Consider the following 16,999-nt stretch of genomic DNA (forward strand, 5'->3'; position numbering starts at 1 on the left):
CCGTATTCGGATGGGGCCATCCATGGCGCGTACTCTCGAACAACTGCTTGGCTCGCTCTATGGGAGCATCCTCGACGATTTGCCATGGCTTGCCTTTCTGGAAGCGTTGGAGCGGCATCTCCCCTGCCATCACGGCACCATGGTGTTGCGCCGTCCCCGTGACGGGGATGCGGGGATTTTGGTCGCGAGCCCCAGCAACAATCCGGCACTGGCTGCGTTGCAGCGGGAACACTACCGAGACTCTCCGTTCCTGGATCTGCCGGAAGGCAAGATATGTGTTCTCACCGAAAGTGAGCTGAAGAGGCAGCACACCACCTACTATCAGCACTACATCAGGCACTTCAGCTTGGTCACCGAGCTGATCGGCGTGAATATGATCGAGCCCCGTACCGGTATGATTTTCAGGTTGCGCGCCGCACGCATCGACGGTGAGCCCGGCTTTGGCGAGCGCGAACGAAAGATCATCGAATCCTTGCTGCCGCACCTTCGAACTGCAATCGCGCTCTATGCGCGCAATGCGCTGCAGGAGTACCGTTTGAATGTGCTCGACGAGACCGCAGGGCAGGCCGCCATCGGTTCCGGTGTGCTCGATGATAACGGCCGCATACTGATCAAGAACATGGTATTGGACCGGGTGCTTCTGGCCCAGGATGGATTCTATGCCCGAGACGGTGTGCTCCACTGTAGCGACCCCAAGGACGATCGTGCGTTGCGTATGTTGTTGAGCCGCTTTGGCGCTGGCGTGCCGCAACCGGCGGGAGACCTGACCATGAAGGTCCGTCGAGCCGGCGGCGATCGCTTCTGGAGTCTGCTGGCGCATCCTTCGCCGCTCCGGCCCGGCGTGGACGAGAAGACCCGGTCCCCCGTGATTGTGCTATTGCGTGACGCGAGCCGTACCCCCGATGTGACCGAAAGCGCACTGATCGAACTGCTGGGGCTGACGCGTGCCGAGGCAGCGCTTGCGGTGCGACTCGTAAAAGGGCAAAGCCTCATAGATTCGGCAGCGGCACTTGGCATTTCGCGCTTCACCGCGCGTACGCAGCTCTACTCGATCTTCGATCGCACCGGAGTGCATCGGCAGGCGCAACTGGTAAGCCATATTCTGAGCATGATGAAAACAGTCTGGGGTTGAGTGGCGCACGCAGGGGAATCGCATGAACGGCTGCAAGAATGGCGCATTCAAACGTGTACCTTCATCCCCCAAACCCATCCCCACCCCGCCCCTCCCCTCCCCTTGAAGGGGAGGGAGCTGAGTTTCATGCAATATGCGCCGCTGAATCAAAGATGATCGGATTGAAGTTGAAATCGGTCTGGGTATTTTCGGCCGTTAACACTCTTGCAACCATGTCGTCGAGGTAGTCGGCCAGGTTTCGAAGACCGTTGTCCGGAATCGATGTGATGGTCAGCGGAATGTTCCCATTTTCCCGTTGCAACGAATGGGACAGGTAGTAGCCGGCGATTGGCTTCAGCTGTGCGTCCCGGATGAGGATCATCCGGTCGTGTAGTTCATCGGGGGGGAGGCCCATGACCTGCAGTCGTGCACCATGGGCGGTATCCGCCCAGCTTCGGCATGCGGATTTCAGATTGTCGATGCGCGATGGTGGCAGCGATTTCGGTTCCGGTCCCATGCCCCAATCGTGAAGCAGCCGTTCGGGCCAGTCCGAAAGAGGCGCCTCCGGCGTGTGCTCGGTAAGCACCAGGTAGGTGCTGTCAGGCACACCGTATTGGTTGATCAAATTGATTCCAACATCGTCCATGTATGGATCCACCCAGGTGATTTGTGCGGATCGATGGTGGGCAAACAACCTCCGGAGCCATTCCACGAACTCCGACTGCGGTAGCCAGAGAGGTCGTGCGCGGGGTTTATCGTGCTCGCCAATCAGTTGGCCCATCCGGATGTCGGAGGGCACCCCGTCAAGAGTCTGCGCCATTGCTCTTCCTTTCTTAAAAACATCACTTCAGCTGCCGAAATGGATGTAGTGAAGTCGCCATGCCTTTCAGACGGTCCGTGGCTGTACCCCCTGCCATGCTTGCTTCCGGCTGTGGCGGAACACTCACCCGCGTATGAAGTATGCAGAGGTCGTCGTAATACGACATGATGCAAATGCACCAAGTGTGCCGGGCTATATTTCGCTACACTTCAACGTCTAAACCTTGCGGGAATCGCCGTCAGTACATGTGCAGGCCACCGTTGATATTGAGGGTGGCGCCGGTCATGTAGCCGGCGATATCCGAGGCCAGGTAGGCGCAAAGCCCACCGATTTCCTCTGGTGTGCCCATGCGACCGGCGGGGATGGTGGCGATGATGGAATCGCGCACTTCCTGCTTGATGGCCATGACCATCTCGGTGGCGATGTAGCCGGGGGCGATGGCATTGACGGTCACGCCCTTCTTCGCCACTTCCTGGGCGATGGCCTTGGTGAAGCCAAGGATGCCGGCCTTGGCCGCAGAATAGTTGGCCTGACCGAACTGGCCCTTGATGCCATTGAGGGAGGAGATGTTGATCACCCGGCCCCAACCCCGCTCCGCCATGGCTTCCAGCACCTGGCGGGTGACGTTGAACACGGAATCCAGGTTGATGGTCAGCACCGCATCCCACTGGGCCTTGTCCATCTTGCGGAACACGCCATCCCGAGTGATGCCTGCGTTATTCACCAGCACATCGACCGGACCGATCTCGGCCTCGATCTTGCGAACCATGGCAATGCATGAGTCGAAATCCGACACATCGCCCTCGGCAATATGGAAGTCAAAACCCTCCGCCCTGATTTTTGCCAGCCATTCGTCCTTGGGTGGGAAATTGGGCAGGCAGTTTGCCACCACGGTATGGCCGCTCTGGGCAAGGGCCTTGCAGATCGCGGTACCAAGCCCCCCCATGCTTCCTGTCACCAATGCGACTCTCTTTGTCATTTCTCGTTCCTCATTCCCATAAATAAGTCATTACTTTGCCCAGGGAAGTGGGCTGTCTCAGTCGATCAGTACATGTGCTGACCGCCGTTGATGGAAATATTGGCCCCGGTCACAAAGGCAGCCTCTTCGGACGCCAGATAGGCACTGAAGCCATAGCCCATGTGGTTCATGGTTTGCAGCCAGTCCCTGGCCTTGGCATTGGTCGGGCTATGGCTGGTGACTACCCTTGTAGCCCAAGGCTGCCAGCTTGACGCATATCGCCTCACCCAGACCTCCCATGCCACCGGTAACCAATGCAACTCTACGCATCATCGATTCCTTCGAATTTCAAGATTTCTTTGTGCTCCGGGAGTAGTCCCAGAGATTCATCCCAATCCTTTCGGGACAGTGCCGATGACCTCTTTGGTGGCAAGCAAAGCAATCTCATCGTCCGAGAGCCCCAAATCGTCGCGCAGAATTTCATGGTTATGTTCGCCCAGGGTCGGAGCCCTAAATCGGTGCTCTCCATTCGGCCCCATGGACTGGAGCCAAGGCCATCGGGGATAGCGCCGCACGCCTGTCAGCGGATGGTCGAGTTCCTGAAAGAACTTGCGAGAAATTAGGTGAGGTTCACTGGGGATGTTCGGCTGGGTAAGCACGATCGCTGCCGGAATCTCAACCTCGCGGAGGGCGGTAATGACCGAGCTTGCCGTAATCCGGCTTGTCCACTGGGAAATCAGTGCATCGACTTCATCGTGGTGCGCCAGCCGCCCCTTCAGGGAGTCGAAGCGACCATCCAGTGCCCAGGTGTTCACAGGGGACATCTTCCGGAATCGATTCCAGTCGTCGTCGTTTCTGATGGAAAGAGCCACCGATTGCCCACATGAGCAACGATAGACGCCTTGAGGGGCCATCGTATCGCTACGGTTTCCCATCCTCCCCACAATCTTGCCCGTTACGGAATAGGTGATTACCTGTTCTGCCGTCAGGCATGCGCCGACTTCCAACTGCGGTACCTCAACCAACTGGCCTTGACCCGTGCGCTCGCGGTGAATCAATGCCGCCTGTAACGCCACCACAGCATGCATGCCGACGAATACATCTGCATAACCACCCAGATTGACTGGCGGACCATCGGGGTTTCCGGTCACCCAGGACATCGCACTAACTTGTTCCAATGGCATGCCAAAGCTAGTGAAATCTCGCCATGGTCCTTCAAGACCAAACCCTGGGACGCGAACAGTAATCAGGTTCGGATTGATCTCTTTGAGGCGCTCGGCGGTGAGTCCGAAGTTGTCCATTACCCGGGCCGTAAAATTCTCGATCACGACGTCGGCCTTTGCCAACAATTTCTCGAAGAGTCGCATTCCCTCAGGAGCATCAAGATTGAGTGTGAGATTGCGTTTACTCAGGTTGGTATGCTGGTAAATGCTGCTTCGTTCGTACCAGTCTGGACCTTCTTCCGGGTAGGCGCATTGAAACCGGAAAGCGTCTGCGCGCTGGATGGATTCCACCTTGATGACGTCTGCGCCGTAGGCGCCCAGATAGCAGCTGATATAGGGCCCGGCCCAAAATATTCCCAGATCTATCACGCGCAATCCTTCGAATGGGAATTCGCCATTACCTAGTCCCTTTGATTGGTACGTGGAGTCCCTTGGGCTCCAGGTCGTCGATCCAGTCACCGGGTTGTCTGCTCCCAATCGGGGAGCCCCTTTGCGCAAGCTTGGGGGTGTGTGTTCGAGTCGATAAGGGAAGCTGGGGCGGATGAAGTCCTCGTCGGGATCGCGGATGAAGAATGACCTGGCTTTTAGCTGCGGTAGCTCCAGAATGGTTTTTCCATTGGAAATGGGCACACTGGGAATTCGCATCGCCTGGCAGATATCCACGACATCCTCAACGGTCCGCTCCATGAGCCAGGGTTCGATATCGCGGAAGAATCCATCAAAGTCCGGTCCGCCATAGGTGATTTCCATCTGCTTGGGAATGTACTGAGGCACATCGAGCAGGTGACAGCAATCGATGAAATGCTGGCCGGTCAACGCATTGATGCTGACCAGACCATCCTTGCAACGGACTACCCCAGGGAATGGGAAATGTCGTTCTGCAGGAATTCCCCAACCCAGGGAGGTCAGTGTCTCTATATGCAGCCAAACTGCGCCTAGGCAGCACACCAAGCTCTCTTGTTTGGATACATCAAAGTAAACTGCCTTTCCTGCTACGGACGCCATGGAATAGGCTGTGAGGGCAGCAGCGGCCGCATAGATGCCGACGTTGTAGTCCGGAATCCGGCCACCGGCCTGTAGCAACGGGAGCTCCGGAACATGGTGATTATTCACCCATTGCGCACTGGCCTGCACCGTCAGGTCGCTAGCGGGTTGACCAGAATAGGGGCCTGTTTGGCCAAAGTCTGAAATTCTGATCAAAGCAATCTTTGAGTTGGCCTTCTCGAATTCATCGAATCCCAGGTTGAACCCTTCGAGTACGCCAGCCCCCAGATTTTCAATGACCAGATCGGCAGCTTCCACCAGGTCGAGAAGTGTTCTTTTCCCTTCTGCGGAGTTGAGATCACATTCGATGCTTCGCTTGTTGGCGTTCAGGTAGCGAAACAGCGTGCCCTTGCTCGGGTCATCCTCATCATTGGGAAAGGCGCCTGCCTGGCGCAGTGGATCACCGGTCAGCGGAGGTTCCACCTTGATCACATCCGCGCCCAGATCGGCAAGCAACTTGCTGCAATACGGGCCCGAGATGCCTTGTCCGATCTCTACAACCCGAAGATGCGCCAGGGCGTTGGGCATTTGTGTGTTCTCCATGTGCGAATATCAACCTGCGGGGCCGCCGGCCAAAGGCGACCCCGCATCGAGGAAAGGATTTGCCGGGATGGGCCGAAGGCCCAGTGGTCAATCGTAGGTGGTGGGGGTCTGCGAGAAGCCGAGTATTTCCCGGGCCTGCTCGGGGGTGGCGATTTCGCGGCCAAGCTCCCGGGCCAGCCGCACCACCTTCTCCACGAGCTGGGCATTGCTCTGAACCTGTTGTCCCTTGCCCATATACAGGTTGTCTTCCATCCCGGTCCGCACATTCATGCCCATCAGGATGCCCATGGTCATGACCGAGGGTTGCCATGGTCCTACGCCCAGCACGGTCAGGCTGCAAGGCTTGGGTGCCGTTTCCACCAGATGGATGATCTGCTTGGGTGTCGGATAGCTGCCGCTCTGGAAGCCGAAGACGAGTTGGGTCAGATAGGGGGGCTTGAGAAGCCCCTTGTCGATGAGATTGTGCACAAGTGACCAGCAGCCCGGATGGAAGACTTCGACTTCGGGACGCACGCCCTTATCCATCATGGCCTTGGCGTAGGTTTCCGTCATTTCATAGCCAAACGGTGCCACGGCTTCGAAGTTCACATCCTCCATGCGCCCGGCTTCCGGACGCTTCTTCATGATGAAACGGGTTGCCAGGGGGCCGATGTCGAGGCTCGCCGCTTCGGGGTTGGCGTCCAATGGTGCCAGGGCCTGGCTCAGGTCGGCGCCATAGCCGCCGCCGCAGGTGTTGTTGATGATGATCTTGGGGCACTTTTCCCGGACCTTGCGGTTCATGTTCCGGTAAACCGCAGAGTCCGTGCTCGTCTGCCAGGGTTGGCTGGGGACTCGGGCATGGAGGTGAACATAGGTGGCCCCGGCGTTGTAGCAGTCGTAGGCTTGCTGGGCCTGCTCCTCCGCGGTTTCCGGCAGGTTGGGATTGCTCTCCTTGCCATGCACGCCGCCTGTCATGGCAACGGAAATGACCAAAGGCGGCAGTTTGCTCTGCGCCACCGCGTTTACCCATTGCTTCTCATTGCTCGGGTCCCAAATGTCCTGGCTATATGTCATAACTCGTGCTCCTCTAATGGAAATCAAAAATGTCCCGGGGACTCGTAACGCCCGTAGGGAAAGTATGAAGAGGCGGGGAGGGCGTGACATGATGCAAACGCACTAAGAATCCGGAACCCGCACATCCTGGCTTCCAGCACGGTACTGGTCCTCGCCAATCGATCCAATGGGGAAGTCCCTGGAGCACTCCCGGTATGATGCATATCCATTGATTTCAACTGGCTCGCCCGCCATATGTCCTCCGCATCATCCATCCCGTCCCGCTGGCAATCAGTCGGTCTGGTTCTGGCCGTAGCGGCCTATGTGCTGTCCTTCTTCCACCGGGCGGCGCCGGCGGCCATCGCCGCCGATCTTCAGGGGGCCTTTCAGATCAGTGCGGCCCAGTTGGGCAACCTCGCCGCCACCTACTTCTACGTCTACACGGTGATGCAACTGCCCACCGGGGTGCTGGTGGATACCCTGGGCTGTCGCCGGGTGCTGGTCTGGGGCGGTGTGACGGCGGGGCTGGGTTCTCTCCTGCTGGGGCTGGCCCCCAGCTTCGAGTGGGCCCTGGCGGGCCGCACCCTGGTCGGGCTGGGCGTATCGGTGGCCTTCATCGCCATGTTGAAACTGATTGCCACCGACTATGACGAGTCCCGTTTTGCCTCCATGGTGGGCCTGGGCATCCTGCTGGCCAACCTGGGCTCCGTGGCGGCTGGAGCCCCCCTGGCCTGGTTGGCCCAGGCCATCGGTTGGCGCACGGTGTTCCTGGCCGTGGGGGGCCTTTCCCTGGCACTGGCGCTGCTGAGCCGATTCGGCATCCGTGAAGTACCGAGGGTCCGTGGCGATCGAACCGTCTGGCTGGGGGGGCTGTGGCGAGTGATGAGCAATCGGGCCACCTGGCCAGGCTTCTTCGCCAACCTGGGTCTGGCAGGGGCTTTCTTTGCGTTTGCAGGACTCTGGGCCGTGCCCTATCTGACCCAGGTGCATGGCATGGGCCGGGGGCTGGCATCGACCCATGTCAGTGTCTATTTCATCGGCTACGCCTGCGGCGCCGCGCTTTGGGGGCAGGTCTCCGACCGCCTGGGCAGGCGCCGGCCAGTGATGATCGGGGTTTCCGGCGCCCATGCCCTGCTCTGGTGGGTCTGGCTGATGGGATCGCTGCCCCTGTGGGGCAGTCTCCTGTTGTGCTGTGCCCTGGGGCTGTGCTCGGCGGGCTTCACCCTGTCCTGGGCCTGCGCCAAGGAAGTCAATCCGGTGGCCCTCTCGGGCATGGCCACGGGCCTGGTAAATGTGGGATGCTTCCTGGGGGCCAGTATCCTGCAACCCCTGTTCGGCTGGGTGATGGACCTGGGCTGGCAGGGGGCCATTCTGAACGGCGCCCGGCTTTACAGCGCCGCCGACTACGCCAACGGCATCCGCCTGCTGGCCTTGGCGGCTCTGATGGGTTGGTGCGCCACTTTTTTCATCCGCGAGACCCGCTGTCGCAACATTTCCGGAGAACTGAAATGAAACCACCCCCACGCTCGCTTCGCTCGCTGCCTCCCGAGGGGGTGTCAGTACGCTTGGGGCGGCCCGGCGCGTACTATGAAACCACCCCCACGCTCGCTCCGCCCGCTGCCCCCCGAGGGGGCGCCAGTACGCTTGGGACGGCCCGGCGCGTACTGGCATGAAAGGCATCGTCCTGTTTGGTCACGGCGCCCGTAACGCGGAGTGGGTGGAACCCTTCCATCGCATCCGTGCCGCCATCCTAGCCCGAGTCCCGGAGGTGCCGGTGGAAATGGGTTTTCTGGAATTGATGCGCCCCACCTTCGCCGAGGCGGTGGATGGTCTGGTGGCACGGGGTGTGACGGAGATCGTGGTGGTGCCGGTGTTCATGGCGGCAGGTAGCCATGTGAAAAAGGATCTGCCCCTGATGGCAGCAGAAATCATGGAACGGCATCCGCAACTGGAAATCGCTATCGCTGCCGCCGTGGGGGAGTCGCCCCAGGTGATCGACGCCATGGCGACCTACATCCTCGGTGCGGCGGGGTGACAGTCCCCTAGAACAACTCGACGCTGTTGCCTTTGGCCGGTCTGGCTTCCGAGGGATTGTCCGAGAAGACTTCGAGGGCATGGAAGACTTCCTGACTGGCCTTGTCCATGGCGTCCAGGATCGAGCTTGCCTGACCGATGTCCCGGTTTTTCAGGGCCGCGAAGAGGCGGCTGCCGCATTCATGAAAGCGGGTGTGGGGTGCTTCGATGGCGCGGAAAGCCGAAGAGTGGCCCAGTTCGGCAGTATTGGCGTAGTACCACTGGCCCATTCGGCATTCCGTATGGCTGACGCAGTGTTTGTTCCCGTCTGCGCTCAGCAACTGGCGATAAATGCCGAGACGGAACATCGCGTGGTCCAGCTTGATCAGCAGGATCCAGGCCTTGTGGGCCGAGCCGGTGATTACGTTGCTGGTCTTGTCGAGGGATTGCTCCAGGGTGGTCAGGGACTGGCTGACATTGCCGCCGAAGCCGGCCAGTTCCTGGCCGCTCTCCGACATTTGTTGGACGTTGCTGTTGGCGCTGTCGATGCCGCCGCGGATCTCGTTCAGGATGTTGCCGATGTCCTTGGCTGCGATGGCGGACTTTTCCGCCAGTTTGCGCACTTCGTCGGCCACGACGGCGAAGCCCCGTCCCGCTTCCCCGGCCCGGGCCGCCTCGATGGCGGCGTTGAGGGCCAGCAGATTGGTCTGGTTGGCGATGTCCTTGATCACGGTCAGGATGCCATCCACCGCTCCGGTTTGCTGGCCCAGGCGGGTGATGTCCGCGCCTATGCTTTCCGAGTTCCGGGTCATGGTTTTCACGCCGCTGGCGAAGGCTGCGGTGGATTCCTCGCCATAACCCGAGGCCATGGTGTCTTCCTGCAATGCGCGTTTTTCCGTCTGCAAGTGTTCGGAAATGTCGCTGGAGCAGCGCTGGATGACGGTCAGCATGTCCTCCAGACCGCCCAGGTGATCCGCCACGGTGCGATACCAGGCGCAAGCCGTCCTTTCCTTTTCCAGGGTGGCCTGGGTGCTGGCCTGTCCGGCCCGGGCCTCGGCCAGGTCGGCCTCCAGGCGGGCAATACGCTCCTGGAGCATTGCGATATCTATATCCTGGTGTTTGGGCTGGTGTGCGGAAAACAGGCCGAACATGGAACACTCCTATGTATTTCGCCGGGAACCCGGGGTGGCGAATTATCCCAGAGTCCCACCGCGAAGACTATGACCATATAAACATGACGGGAAATTGTGGAATGGACGGAGGTTTCCTTGAAAAATCACCGTATATAAGAATATACTGATTTACCATTGAATCATGGAGAGTATGTCGATGCGCTGGCTAGTCTTGTCGTTGTCGCTGCTGTGCGCCTTCCCGGCGGGGGCCGCACTCGTGTCGCCGCCTGTCACGGCTCTGGCCGAATTGCGGGAAGTGGATGCCGGCTATGCCGCCGAGGGCACCGTGGAAGCCGTGCGCCAGGCCATCGTAGCGGCCCAGGTGGCGGGGCGGGTAGTGGATCTGCCGGTGGATGCGGGGCAACGGGTGCGCCAGGGCCAGGTGCTGGCGCGGCTGGACAGCCGGGAGGCGGCCGAGGGCGTGGCCGCGGCCCAGGCCCAGTTCAAGCAGGCCCAGGCCCAGTACGAACGGACCCGGGATCTCCATGCCCGCCAGTTCGTCAGCCAGGCGGCCCTGGATCGGGCCGAGGCCGATTTCCGGGCGGCACGGGCCCAGGCCGGTGCCGCCGGGGCCGGTCTTTCCCACGGCACGGTGACATCTCCCCTGGCGGGCCTGGTGGGCCTGCGCCATGTGGAACTGGGGGAGATGGCCCAGCCCGGCCGCCCCCTGTTGACGGTGTTCGATCCCCGCAGCCTGCGGGTGGTGGCCAGCCTGCCCCAGCAGCATCTGGCGGAGGTGACCAAGGCGACCCGAGCGCGGGTGGAATTTCCCGAGACGGGGCGCTGGATCGACGGTGTCCGCTTTGAAGTGCTGCCCATGGCCGACCCCCAGACCCATGCCGCCACCGCCCGGGTGCTGTTGCCGGAAGGCGTCGAGGGCCTGGTGCCGGGACTGTTCGCCCGGGTTCATTTCGTTTCGGGGCGGGTCAGGAAACTCACCGTGCCACCCAGCGCGGTGGTGCGGCGGGGAGAGGTGACGGGCCTCTACGTGGTGGACGAGAAGGGCGGCCAGCGCCTGCGCCAGGTGCGCCTGGGAGAGCCTCTGGCCAATGGGGAAAGGGAAGTCCTGGCCGGCCTGCGGCCGGGGGAACGCTATGCCGTGGATGGCGCCCGGGCGACCCTGAATCGTGACGTGGTCCGCTGAATCGAATGCCATGAGCGACGCCAATACCCCTCGCGCCATGGGTATTTCCGGCCGCATCGCCGGTTACTTCCTGGGCAATTCCCTGACCCCGCTGATCGCCCTGATCGCGCTGCTGCTGGGCCTCTTCGCCGTCCTGGTGACGCCCCGGGAGGAAGAGCCCCAGATCAACGTCACCATGGCCAACGTCTTCATTCCCTTTCCCGGCGCCTCGGCCAAGGATGTGGAAAGCCTCGTGGCGCGGCCGGCGGAGCAGGTGCTGTCGCGCATCTCCGGCATCGAGCATGTGTATTCCGTATCCCGTCCGGGCATGGCGGTGATCACCGTGCAGTACGAAGTGGGGCAGGACCCCACCCAGGCCCTGGTGCGCCTCTACGACACCATCCACTCCCACCGGGACTGGGTGTCTCCGAATCTTGGCGTCGGCGAGCCCATCATCAAGCCCAAGGGCATCGACGACGTGCCCATCGTCAGCCTCACCTTCTGGAGCCGCAATCCGGATCAGTCGGGCTTTGACCTGCAACAGGTGGCCCGGGCGGCCGAGATCGAGTTCAAGCGCATCTCCGGCACCCGGGATGTCTACACCATCGGCGGCCCCGGCCACATGATCCGGGTGGTGATGGACGCCGACCGCATGAACGCCCACGGGGTGACCGCCCAGGATCTGAAGGCGGCCCTGCAACTGGCCAACGCCTCCCAGCCCGCCGGGCAACTGGTGGCCGGCAACCGGGAGGTGCTGGTGCAGACCGGCAGCTACATCGAATCCGCCGAGGACGTGAAACGCCTGGTGGTGGGGGTGAGCCGGAACCGGCCGGTGTTCATGGCCGACGTGGCCCAGGTGGTCGATGGTCCCAATCAGCCCTTCCAGTATGTCTGGCACGGCCTGGGCGGCGAGGAATATCCGGCGGTGACCCTGGCCGTCTCCAAGAAGCCCGGGGTCAATGCCGCCGACGTGGCCGCGGCGGTGATCGCCCGTGCCCACAGCCTGGGAGACACGGTGATCCCGCAAGGGGTCGAGTTCACCGTCACCCGGAATTACGGTGCGACGGCCACCGACAAGGCGCAAAAACTGATCGGCAAGCTGGTCTTCGCCACCACCTTCGTGGTGCTGCTGGTGTTCTTCGCCCTGGGCCGGCGGGAGGCGCTGATCGTCGGCGCCGCCGTGACCCTGACCCTGGCCGCGACGCTCTTTGCTTCCTGGGCCTGGGGCTTCACCCTGAACCGGGTGTCCCTGTTCGCCCTGATCTTTTCCATCGGCATCCTGGTGGACGATGCCATCGTGGTGGTGGAGAACATCCACCGCTGGCAGGGCCTGGAGTCGGGCACGCCGCTGGTGAAACTGATCCCCCGGGCGGTGGACGAGGTGGGCGGCCCCACCATCCTGGCCACCTTCACGGTGATCGCGGCCCTGCTGCCCATGGCCTTCGTCACCGGCCTGATGGGGCCCTACATGAGCCCGATCCCGATCAATGCCTCCATGGGCATGTTCATCTCCCTGGCCATCGCCTTCGTGATCACGCCCTGGCTGGCGCTGCGGCTGATGAAACCCGCCCACGCTCCCCTCCCACCCGGCGGGGGAGAGGGAAAAAATTCTCCGGCCCGCCTGGAAGCCTTCTTCCGCCGCACCCTGACACCTTTCCTGTGGGGCGCCGCTGCCCGGGCCGCCCGCCGCAGGCTCTGGATGGGGGTCGCCTTCGCCATCCTGGTTTCGGTAAGCCTCGGCCTGGTCAAGCTGGTGGTGCTGAAGATGCTGCCCTTCGACAACAAGAGCGAGTTCCAGGTGGTGCTGGACATGCCCGTGGGCACGCCCCTGGAGCAGACCGCCGGGGTGCTGCGGGAAATCTCTGCTCATTTGGCCACGGTGAAGGAGGTGCGTGACACCCAGAGCTACTCGGGCGCCGCCAGTCCCATCAACTTCAACGGTCTGGTGCGCCAGTACTATCTGCGGGCTGGGCCGGAGATGGGGGACATCCAGGTGAATCTGGTGGACAAGAGCCAGCGCTCCCGCAAGAGCCACGACATCGCGGTTGGGGTGCGGGAAACGGTGGTAGCCATCGCCGCCCGCCACGGCGGCAATGCCAAGGTGGTGGAGGTGCCCCCCGGCCCGCCGGTGCTCTCGCCCATCGTGGCCGAGGTCTACGGCCCGGATTACGAAGGCCAGCTGGCGGTGGCAAAGGCCGTGCGCCAGGTCTTTGAGGGCACCGCCGACATCGTCGGCGTGGACGATACTGCCGACGAGGATGCGAAGAAGGTGCTGCTGCGGGTGGACCAGGCCAAGGCGGCCCTGATGGGCGTGGCCCAGCAGGACATCGTCGAGGTGGTGCGCCTGGGGCTCTCCGGCGAGGACGTGACGCCGGTCCATGACGGCGAATCCAAGTACGAGGTGCCGGTGCGGGTGGTGCTGCCGGCGGAACGCCAGGACTCCCTGGACCCGTTGCTCAAGCTGAGGGTGCGGGCCGATGCTGCCCATGGCGGCAGGCTGGTGCCGGTCTCCGAACTGGTGACGGCCCAGCCCACTTTGCGCGACAAGACCCGCTTCCACAAGGATTTGCTGCCGGTGGTCTATGTCACCGCCGACATGGGGGGCCGTCTCGACTCGCCGCTGTACGGCATGTTCGACGCCCGCGGCAAGCTGAAGGATCTGGCCCTGCCCCAGGGCGGCCGCCTGGGCGAGTATTTCATCCGCCAGCCCGCCGACCCCTACGCCAGTTATGCCATCAAGTGGGACGGCGAATGGCAGGTCACCTTTGAAACCTTCCGCGACATGGGCACTGCCTACGGCGTCGGCCTGATCCTGATCTATCTGCTGGTGGTAGCCCACTTCAGGAGCTATCTGGTGCCCCTGATCATCATGGCGCCGATCCCCCTCACCCTCATTGGCGTGATGCCGGGCCATGCCCTGTTCGGCGCCCAGTTCACCGCCACTTCCATGATCGGCATGATCGCCCTGGCCGGCATCATCGTGCGCAACTCCATCCTGCTGGTGGATTTCATCCGCCAGCAGGTGGCTGGCGGCATGGAGCTGGCCGAGGCGGTGGTGCAGTCCGCCGCGATCCGGGCCAAGCCCATCGTCCTGACGGGCCTGGCGGCCATGCTGGGGGCCCTGTTCATCCTTGACGATCCGATCTTCAATGGGCTGGCCATCAGCCTGATCTTCGGCATTCTGGTCTCCACACTCTTGACCCTGGTGGTGATCCCGGTGCTGTACTACGCGGCCATGCAGGGCCGTCCAACGACTTGAACCGGCCAAGCCGGAGCCCAACAAGGGAGGTTTCGATGAAGGGTGATGCCGCTCGGCCGGAAAAGCGCAAGAAGACCCCCCCCCACCCCCTTCGACGGGCTCAGGACAGGCCAAGCTCCCCCACTCCGGGGGCGGTGACGGTATTGGCTCGCTACGCTCGTAGGTTTGACTTGTCTTTCCGATCCACCATTTCACATTAAGGAGCAATCATGAACACCGAACGCCTGATCCGCATCTTTGCCGGCGCCTTCATCCTGATTTCCCTGACCCTGGCCCATCTCTACGGCCAGGCCGACCTGTCAAAACTGTCCTGGCTCTGGTTCACCGTCTTCGTCGGCGCCAACCTGTTCCAGAGCGGCTTCACCTGCTTCTGCCCCCTGGAGATGATCCTGCTCAAGCTGGGGGTGCCCAGGGGTTCCTCCGGCCAGTGCAAGTGATGGCCTGATCTTTACCCTCGAGTAGCGGCATGGTCCTTGCTGAAGCAAGGCCATGTTGCGTGTTCTGGTCATAGACGAATCCCAGGAGCGAGCCGGCGAGCTATGCGCGGGCCTGGCTCTCTCCGGCTATCAGGTGGTGGCCCTGTTGCCTTCATCGGCCGATCTCCACGACCGGGTGGAGGCCATCTCTCCCGACGTGATTCTGATCCAGACCGACTCCCCCTCCCGGGACACCCTGGAGCATCTGGCCATGCTCAACGCGGACCTGCCCCGGCCCGTGGTGATGTTTGCCAAGGATCACAACAGTCGTCAGATTCGCCGGGCCATCAAGGCCGGGGTCTCCGCCTATGTGGTGGATGGCCTGGCCACCCATCGTCTGCAGCCGGTGATCGAAGTGGCCATTGCCCGTTTCGAGGAGCACCTGCAACTGCGTACGGAACGGGACCGAGCTACCCGCAAGCTGGCTGACCGGGTGGTGATCGACCGGGCCAAGGGCGTGCTGATGAAGGCCCGTGGCTTCGACGAGGAGGGCGCCTACCAGGCCCTGCGCAAGATGGCCATGGACCGGGGCCAGCCCCTGCGCGACGTGGCCGCCAATGTGCTGGAGATGGCGCAACTGCTGCTCTGACGCGCCAGGCCGCACTCTTCGCATCTTCGCAGCGTCCTGTTTTCACAGCGCATGTCGCTCCTCCGCCACCTAGAGGGATGAGGCAGGCGGGACCACCCTGGATGGTGCGGTCCATAAGGTTTTTGCACCGGCTCTGTGCATGATTGCCCCTCGATCCAGTCTTGTTCCCGCTATTTAGCCGGAAACAGAACTTGGCACAGGCTTTGCTGAATGGATATCGAGTCCCGGTCAATGGCGATGGGGACAGCAGGTGGACAACGGCGTCCACGCCTCCGGGTCAGACTCTGGCCAGGTGTGCGTGTGACGCCGTTTTTGTTTGAAATCTGGGCAATGAAAGGGAAAGCAAAATGGATCATGATCATGACGTCTACAACACGACCCGCCGTGAATTCCTGCGCCTGGCCGGCGGCCTGGCCCTGGGGGGCGGCATGAGCGGCCTGCTGCCGGGCGGGGCCTGGGCGGCGGGCTCGGACGCGCCGGAAAAGAAGGAAGTCCGCATCGGCTTCATTCCCCTCACCGATTGCGCCTCGGTGGTGATGGCGGCGGTGAACAAGTTCGACGAGAAGTACGGCATCAGGATCATTCCCACCAAGGAGGCTTCCTGGGCCTCGGTGCGGGACAAGCTGGTGAATGGCGAACTGGACGCGGCTCACGTGCTCTACGGCCTGGTCTATGGCGTGCAGATGGGTGTCGGCGGCCCCAAGAAGGACATGAACGTGCTGATGACCCTGAACAACAACGGCCAGGCCATCACCCTTTCCAACCAGTTGCGGGACAAGGGCGCCATCGACGGCGCCAGCCTGGCCAAGCTGGTGGCGAAAAGGGAGCGGGAATACACCTTCGCCCAGACCTTCCCCACCGGCACCCACGCCATGTGGCTCTATTACTGGCTGGCGGCCCAGGGCATCAATCCCATGAAGGACGTCAAGACCATCACCGTGCCGCCCCCCCAGATGGTGGCCAACATGCGGGTCGGCAACATGGACGGCTACTGCGTGGGCGAACCCTGGAACAACCGGGCCATCGTGGACAACATCGGCTTCACGGCGGTGACCACCCAGGACATCTGGACCGACCATCCGGAGAAGGTGCTGGGCACCACCGCCGAGTGGGTGGCCAAGTATCCCAACACCGCCCGGGCCATGACGGCCGCCATCATCGAGGCCGGGCGCTGGATCGACGCTTCGCTTTCCAACAAGCAGAAGACCGCCGACACCATCGCCAGCAAGGCCTACGTGAACACCGACAGCGAGGTCATCGTCGCCCGCATGCTGGGCCGCTACAACAATGGCCTGCCCGGCGCCCAGAACCGGACCTGGGATGACAGGAACGCCATGAAGTTCTTCAACGACGGCATGGCGCCCTTCCCCTACCTGTCGGATGGCATGTGGTTCATGACCCAGCACAAGCGCTGGGGCCTCTTGAAGGATGAGCCGGACTACCTGGCGGTGGCAAAGAAGGTGAATCGCATCGACATCTACCGGCAGGCCGCCGCTGCTGCGGGCGCCGCTGTGCCCAAGAGCGACATGCGCAGTTCCAAACTGATCGACGGCACGGTCTGGGATGGCAAGGATCCGAAGAAGTACGCGGCGTCCTTCAAGGTTCGAGCCTGATCCGATGTCGCAAAAGGAGAATG

At 62.0% G+C, this 16,999-nt stretch carries 13 protein-coding genes and 1 pseudogene; 8 read left to right on the forward strand and 6 right to left on the reverse strand.

Translation table 11 applies throughout. The features are described 5' to 3' along the window. The first annotated feature begins 22 nt into the window (after positions 1-22). The gene (locus tag DENOEST_RS04035; protein WP_145771619.1) at positions 23-1,132 is read left to right on the forward strand and encodes a helix-turn-helix transcriptional regulator; all 1,110 of its coding nucleotides are present in this window, start codon (positions 23-25) and stop codon (positions 1,130-1,132) included. A 124-nt stretch (positions 1,133-1,256) separates the two neighbouring features. On the opposite strand, the gene DENOEST_RS04040 is transcribed toward DENOEST_RS04035, so the two are convergent. From DENOEST_RS04040 to DENOEST_RS04060, 5 genes are all read right to left on the reverse strand, one after another. After that, positions 1,257-1,931 carry a VPA1262 family N-terminal domain-containing protein gene (locus tag DENOEST_RS04040; protein WP_145771618.1) on the reverse strand — a complete coding sequence of 225 codons (675 nt, stop codon included), beginning with the start codon at positions 1,929-1,931 and terminating at the stop codon, positions 1,257-1,259. A 238-nt stretch (positions 1,932-2,169) separates the two neighbouring features. Beyond that, entirely contained in the window at positions 2,170-2,910 is a 741-nt protein-coding gene (gene phbB, locus DENOEST_RS04045; protein ID WP_145771617.1) for a beta-ketoacyl-ACP reductase, read from the reverse strand. A 65-nt stretch (positions 2,911-2,975) separates the two neighbouring features. After that, positions 2,976-3,176, reverse strand: coding sequence for a hypothetical protein (locus DENOEST_RS20065; RefSeq protein WP_232096434.1), 201 nt, complete (start codon positions 3,174-3,176; stop codon positions 2,976-2,978). 99 nt (positions 3,177-3,275) lie between these two features. Next, positions 3,276-5,684, reverse strand: a complete 2,409-nt coding sequence (locus DENOEST_RS04055) for a CaiB/BaiF CoA transferase family protein (protein ID WP_170228263.1) — start codon at positions 5,682-5,684, stop codon at positions 3,276-3,278. 102 nt (positions 5,685-5,786) lie between these two features. Beyond that, a complete protein-coding gene (locus DENOEST_RS04060; RefSeq protein WP_170228262.1) occupies positions 5,787-6,752 on the reverse strand; it encodes a BKACE family enzyme in 966 nt (321 codons plus the stop codon). Positions 6,753-6,986: 234 nt separating this feature from the next. Between DENOEST_RS04060 and DENOEST_RS04065 the strand changes: the two genes are divergently transcribed. Beyond that, the gene (locus DENOEST_RS04065) at positions 6,987-8,243 is read left to right on the forward strand and encodes an MFS transporter (protein ID WP_145771614.1); all 1,257 of its coding nucleotides are present in this window, start codon (positions 6,987-6,989) and stop codon (positions 8,241-8,243) included. Between the two features lie 157 nt (positions 8,244-8,400). After that, positions 8,401-8,766 carry a sirohydrochlorin chelatase gene (locus DENOEST_RS04070; protein WP_145771613.1) on the forward strand — a complete coding sequence of 122 codons (366 nt, stop codon included), beginning with the start codon at positions 8,401-8,403 and terminating at the stop codon, positions 8,764-8,766. Between the two features lie 7 nt (positions 8,767-8,773). Here DENOEST_RS04070 and DENOEST_RS20720 read toward each other — a convergent pair. After that, a pseudogene (locus tag DENOEST_RS20720) lies at positions 8,774-9,475 on the reverse strand (methyl-accepting chemotaxis protein); the annotation flags it as partial. 598 nt (positions 9,476-10,073) lie between these two features. On the opposite strand from DENOEST_RS20720, the gene DENOEST_RS04080 reads away from it, so the two are divergent. The 5 genes from DENOEST_RS04080 (at position 10,074) to DENOEST_RS04100 (ending at position 16,976) form a co-directional block, all read left to right on the forward strand. Next, entirely contained in the window at positions 10,074-11,060 is a 987-nt protein-coding gene (locus DENOEST_RS04080; protein WP_170228261.1) for an efflux RND transporter periplasmic adaptor subunit, read from the forward strand. Positions 11,061-11,070: 10 nt separating this feature from the next. Further along, complete coding sequence (locus DENOEST_RS04085; protein WP_332068214.1) at positions 11,071-14,298, forward strand: efflux RND transporter permease subunit; 3,228 nt, start codon at positions 11,071-11,073, stop codon at positions 14,296-14,298. Between the two features lie 209 nt (positions 14,299-14,507). Then, on the forward strand, positions 14,508-14,735 hold the full coding sequence (locus DENOEST_RS04090; RefSeq protein ID WP_145771610.1) for a YgaP family membrane protein: 228 nt from the start codon (positions 14,508-14,510) through the stop codon (positions 14,733-14,735). 52 nt (positions 14,736-14,787) lie between these two features. Beyond that, a complete protein-coding gene (locus DENOEST_RS04095) occupies positions 14,788-15,363 on the forward strand; it encodes an ANTAR domain-containing response regulator (RefSeq protein WP_145771609.1) in 576 nt (191 codons plus the stop codon). Between the two features lie 347 nt (positions 15,364-15,710). Then, the gene (locus DENOEST_RS04100; protein ID WP_145771608.1) at positions 15,711-16,976 is read left to right on the forward strand and encodes a CmpA/NrtA family ABC transporter substrate-binding protein; all 1,266 of its coding nucleotides are present in this window, start codon (positions 15,711-15,713) and stop codon (positions 16,974-16,976) included. Positions 16,977-16,999 lie beyond the last annotated feature (23 nt).

It is taken from the genome of Denitratisoma oestradiolicum (assembly GCF_902813185.1).
GTDB lineage: Bacteria > Pseudomonadota > Gammaproteobacteria > Burkholderiales > Rhodocyclaceae > Denitratisoma > Denitratisoma oestradiolicum.

Excerpts from the sequence above, each read along its gene's own strand:
- phbB (WP_145771617.1), bottom strand. The coding sequence starts at position 2,910 with ATGACAAAGAGAGTCGCATTGGTGACAGGAAGCATGGGGGGGCTTGGT.
- DENOEST_RS04090 (WP_145771610.1), top strand. The coding sequence starts at position 14,508 with ATGAACACCGAACGCCTGATCCGCATCTTTGCCGGCGCCTTCATCCTG.
- DENOEST_RS04080 (WP_170228261.1), top strand. The coding sequence starts at position 10,074 with ATGCGCTGGCTAGTCTTGTCGTTGTCGCTGCTGTGCGCCTTCCCGGCG.
- DENOEST_RS04035 (WP_145771619.1), top strand. The coding sequence starts at position 23 with ATGGCGCGTACTCTCGAACAACTGCTTGGCTCGCTCTATGGGAGCATC.
- DENOEST_RS04055 (WP_170228263.1), bottom strand. The coding sequence starts at position 5,684 with ATGCCCAACGCCCTGGCGCATCTTCGGGTTGTAGAGATCGGACAAGGC.
- DENOEST_RS04070 (WP_145771613.1), top strand. The coding sequence starts at position 8,401 with ATGAAAGGCATCGTCCTGTTTGGTCACGGCGCCCGTAACGCGGAGTGG.
- DENOEST_RS04095 (WP_145771609.1), top strand. The coding sequence starts at position 14,788 with ATGTTGCGTGTTCTGGTCATAGACGAATCCCAGGAGCGAGCCGGCGAG.
- DENOEST_RS04100 (WP_145771608.1), top strand. The coding sequence starts at position 15,711 with ATGGATCATGATCATGACGTCTACAACACGACCCGCCGTGAATTCCTG.
- DENOEST_RS04065 (WP_145771614.1), top strand. The coding sequence starts at position 6,987 with ATGTCCTCCGCATCATCCATCCCGTCCCGCTGGCAATCAGTCGGTCTG.
- DENOEST_RS04040 (WP_145771618.1), bottom strand. The coding sequence starts at position 1,931 with ATGGCGCAGACTCTTGACGGGGTGCCCTCCGACATCCGGATGGGCCAA.
- DENOEST_RS04060 (WP_170228262.1), bottom strand. The coding sequence starts at position 6,752 with ATGACATATAGCCAGGACATTTGGGACCCGAGCAATGAGAAGCAATGG.
- DENOEST_RS04085 (WP_332068214.1), top strand. The coding sequence starts at position 11,071 with ATGAGCGACGCCAATACCCCTCGCGCCATGGGTATTTCCGGCCGCATC.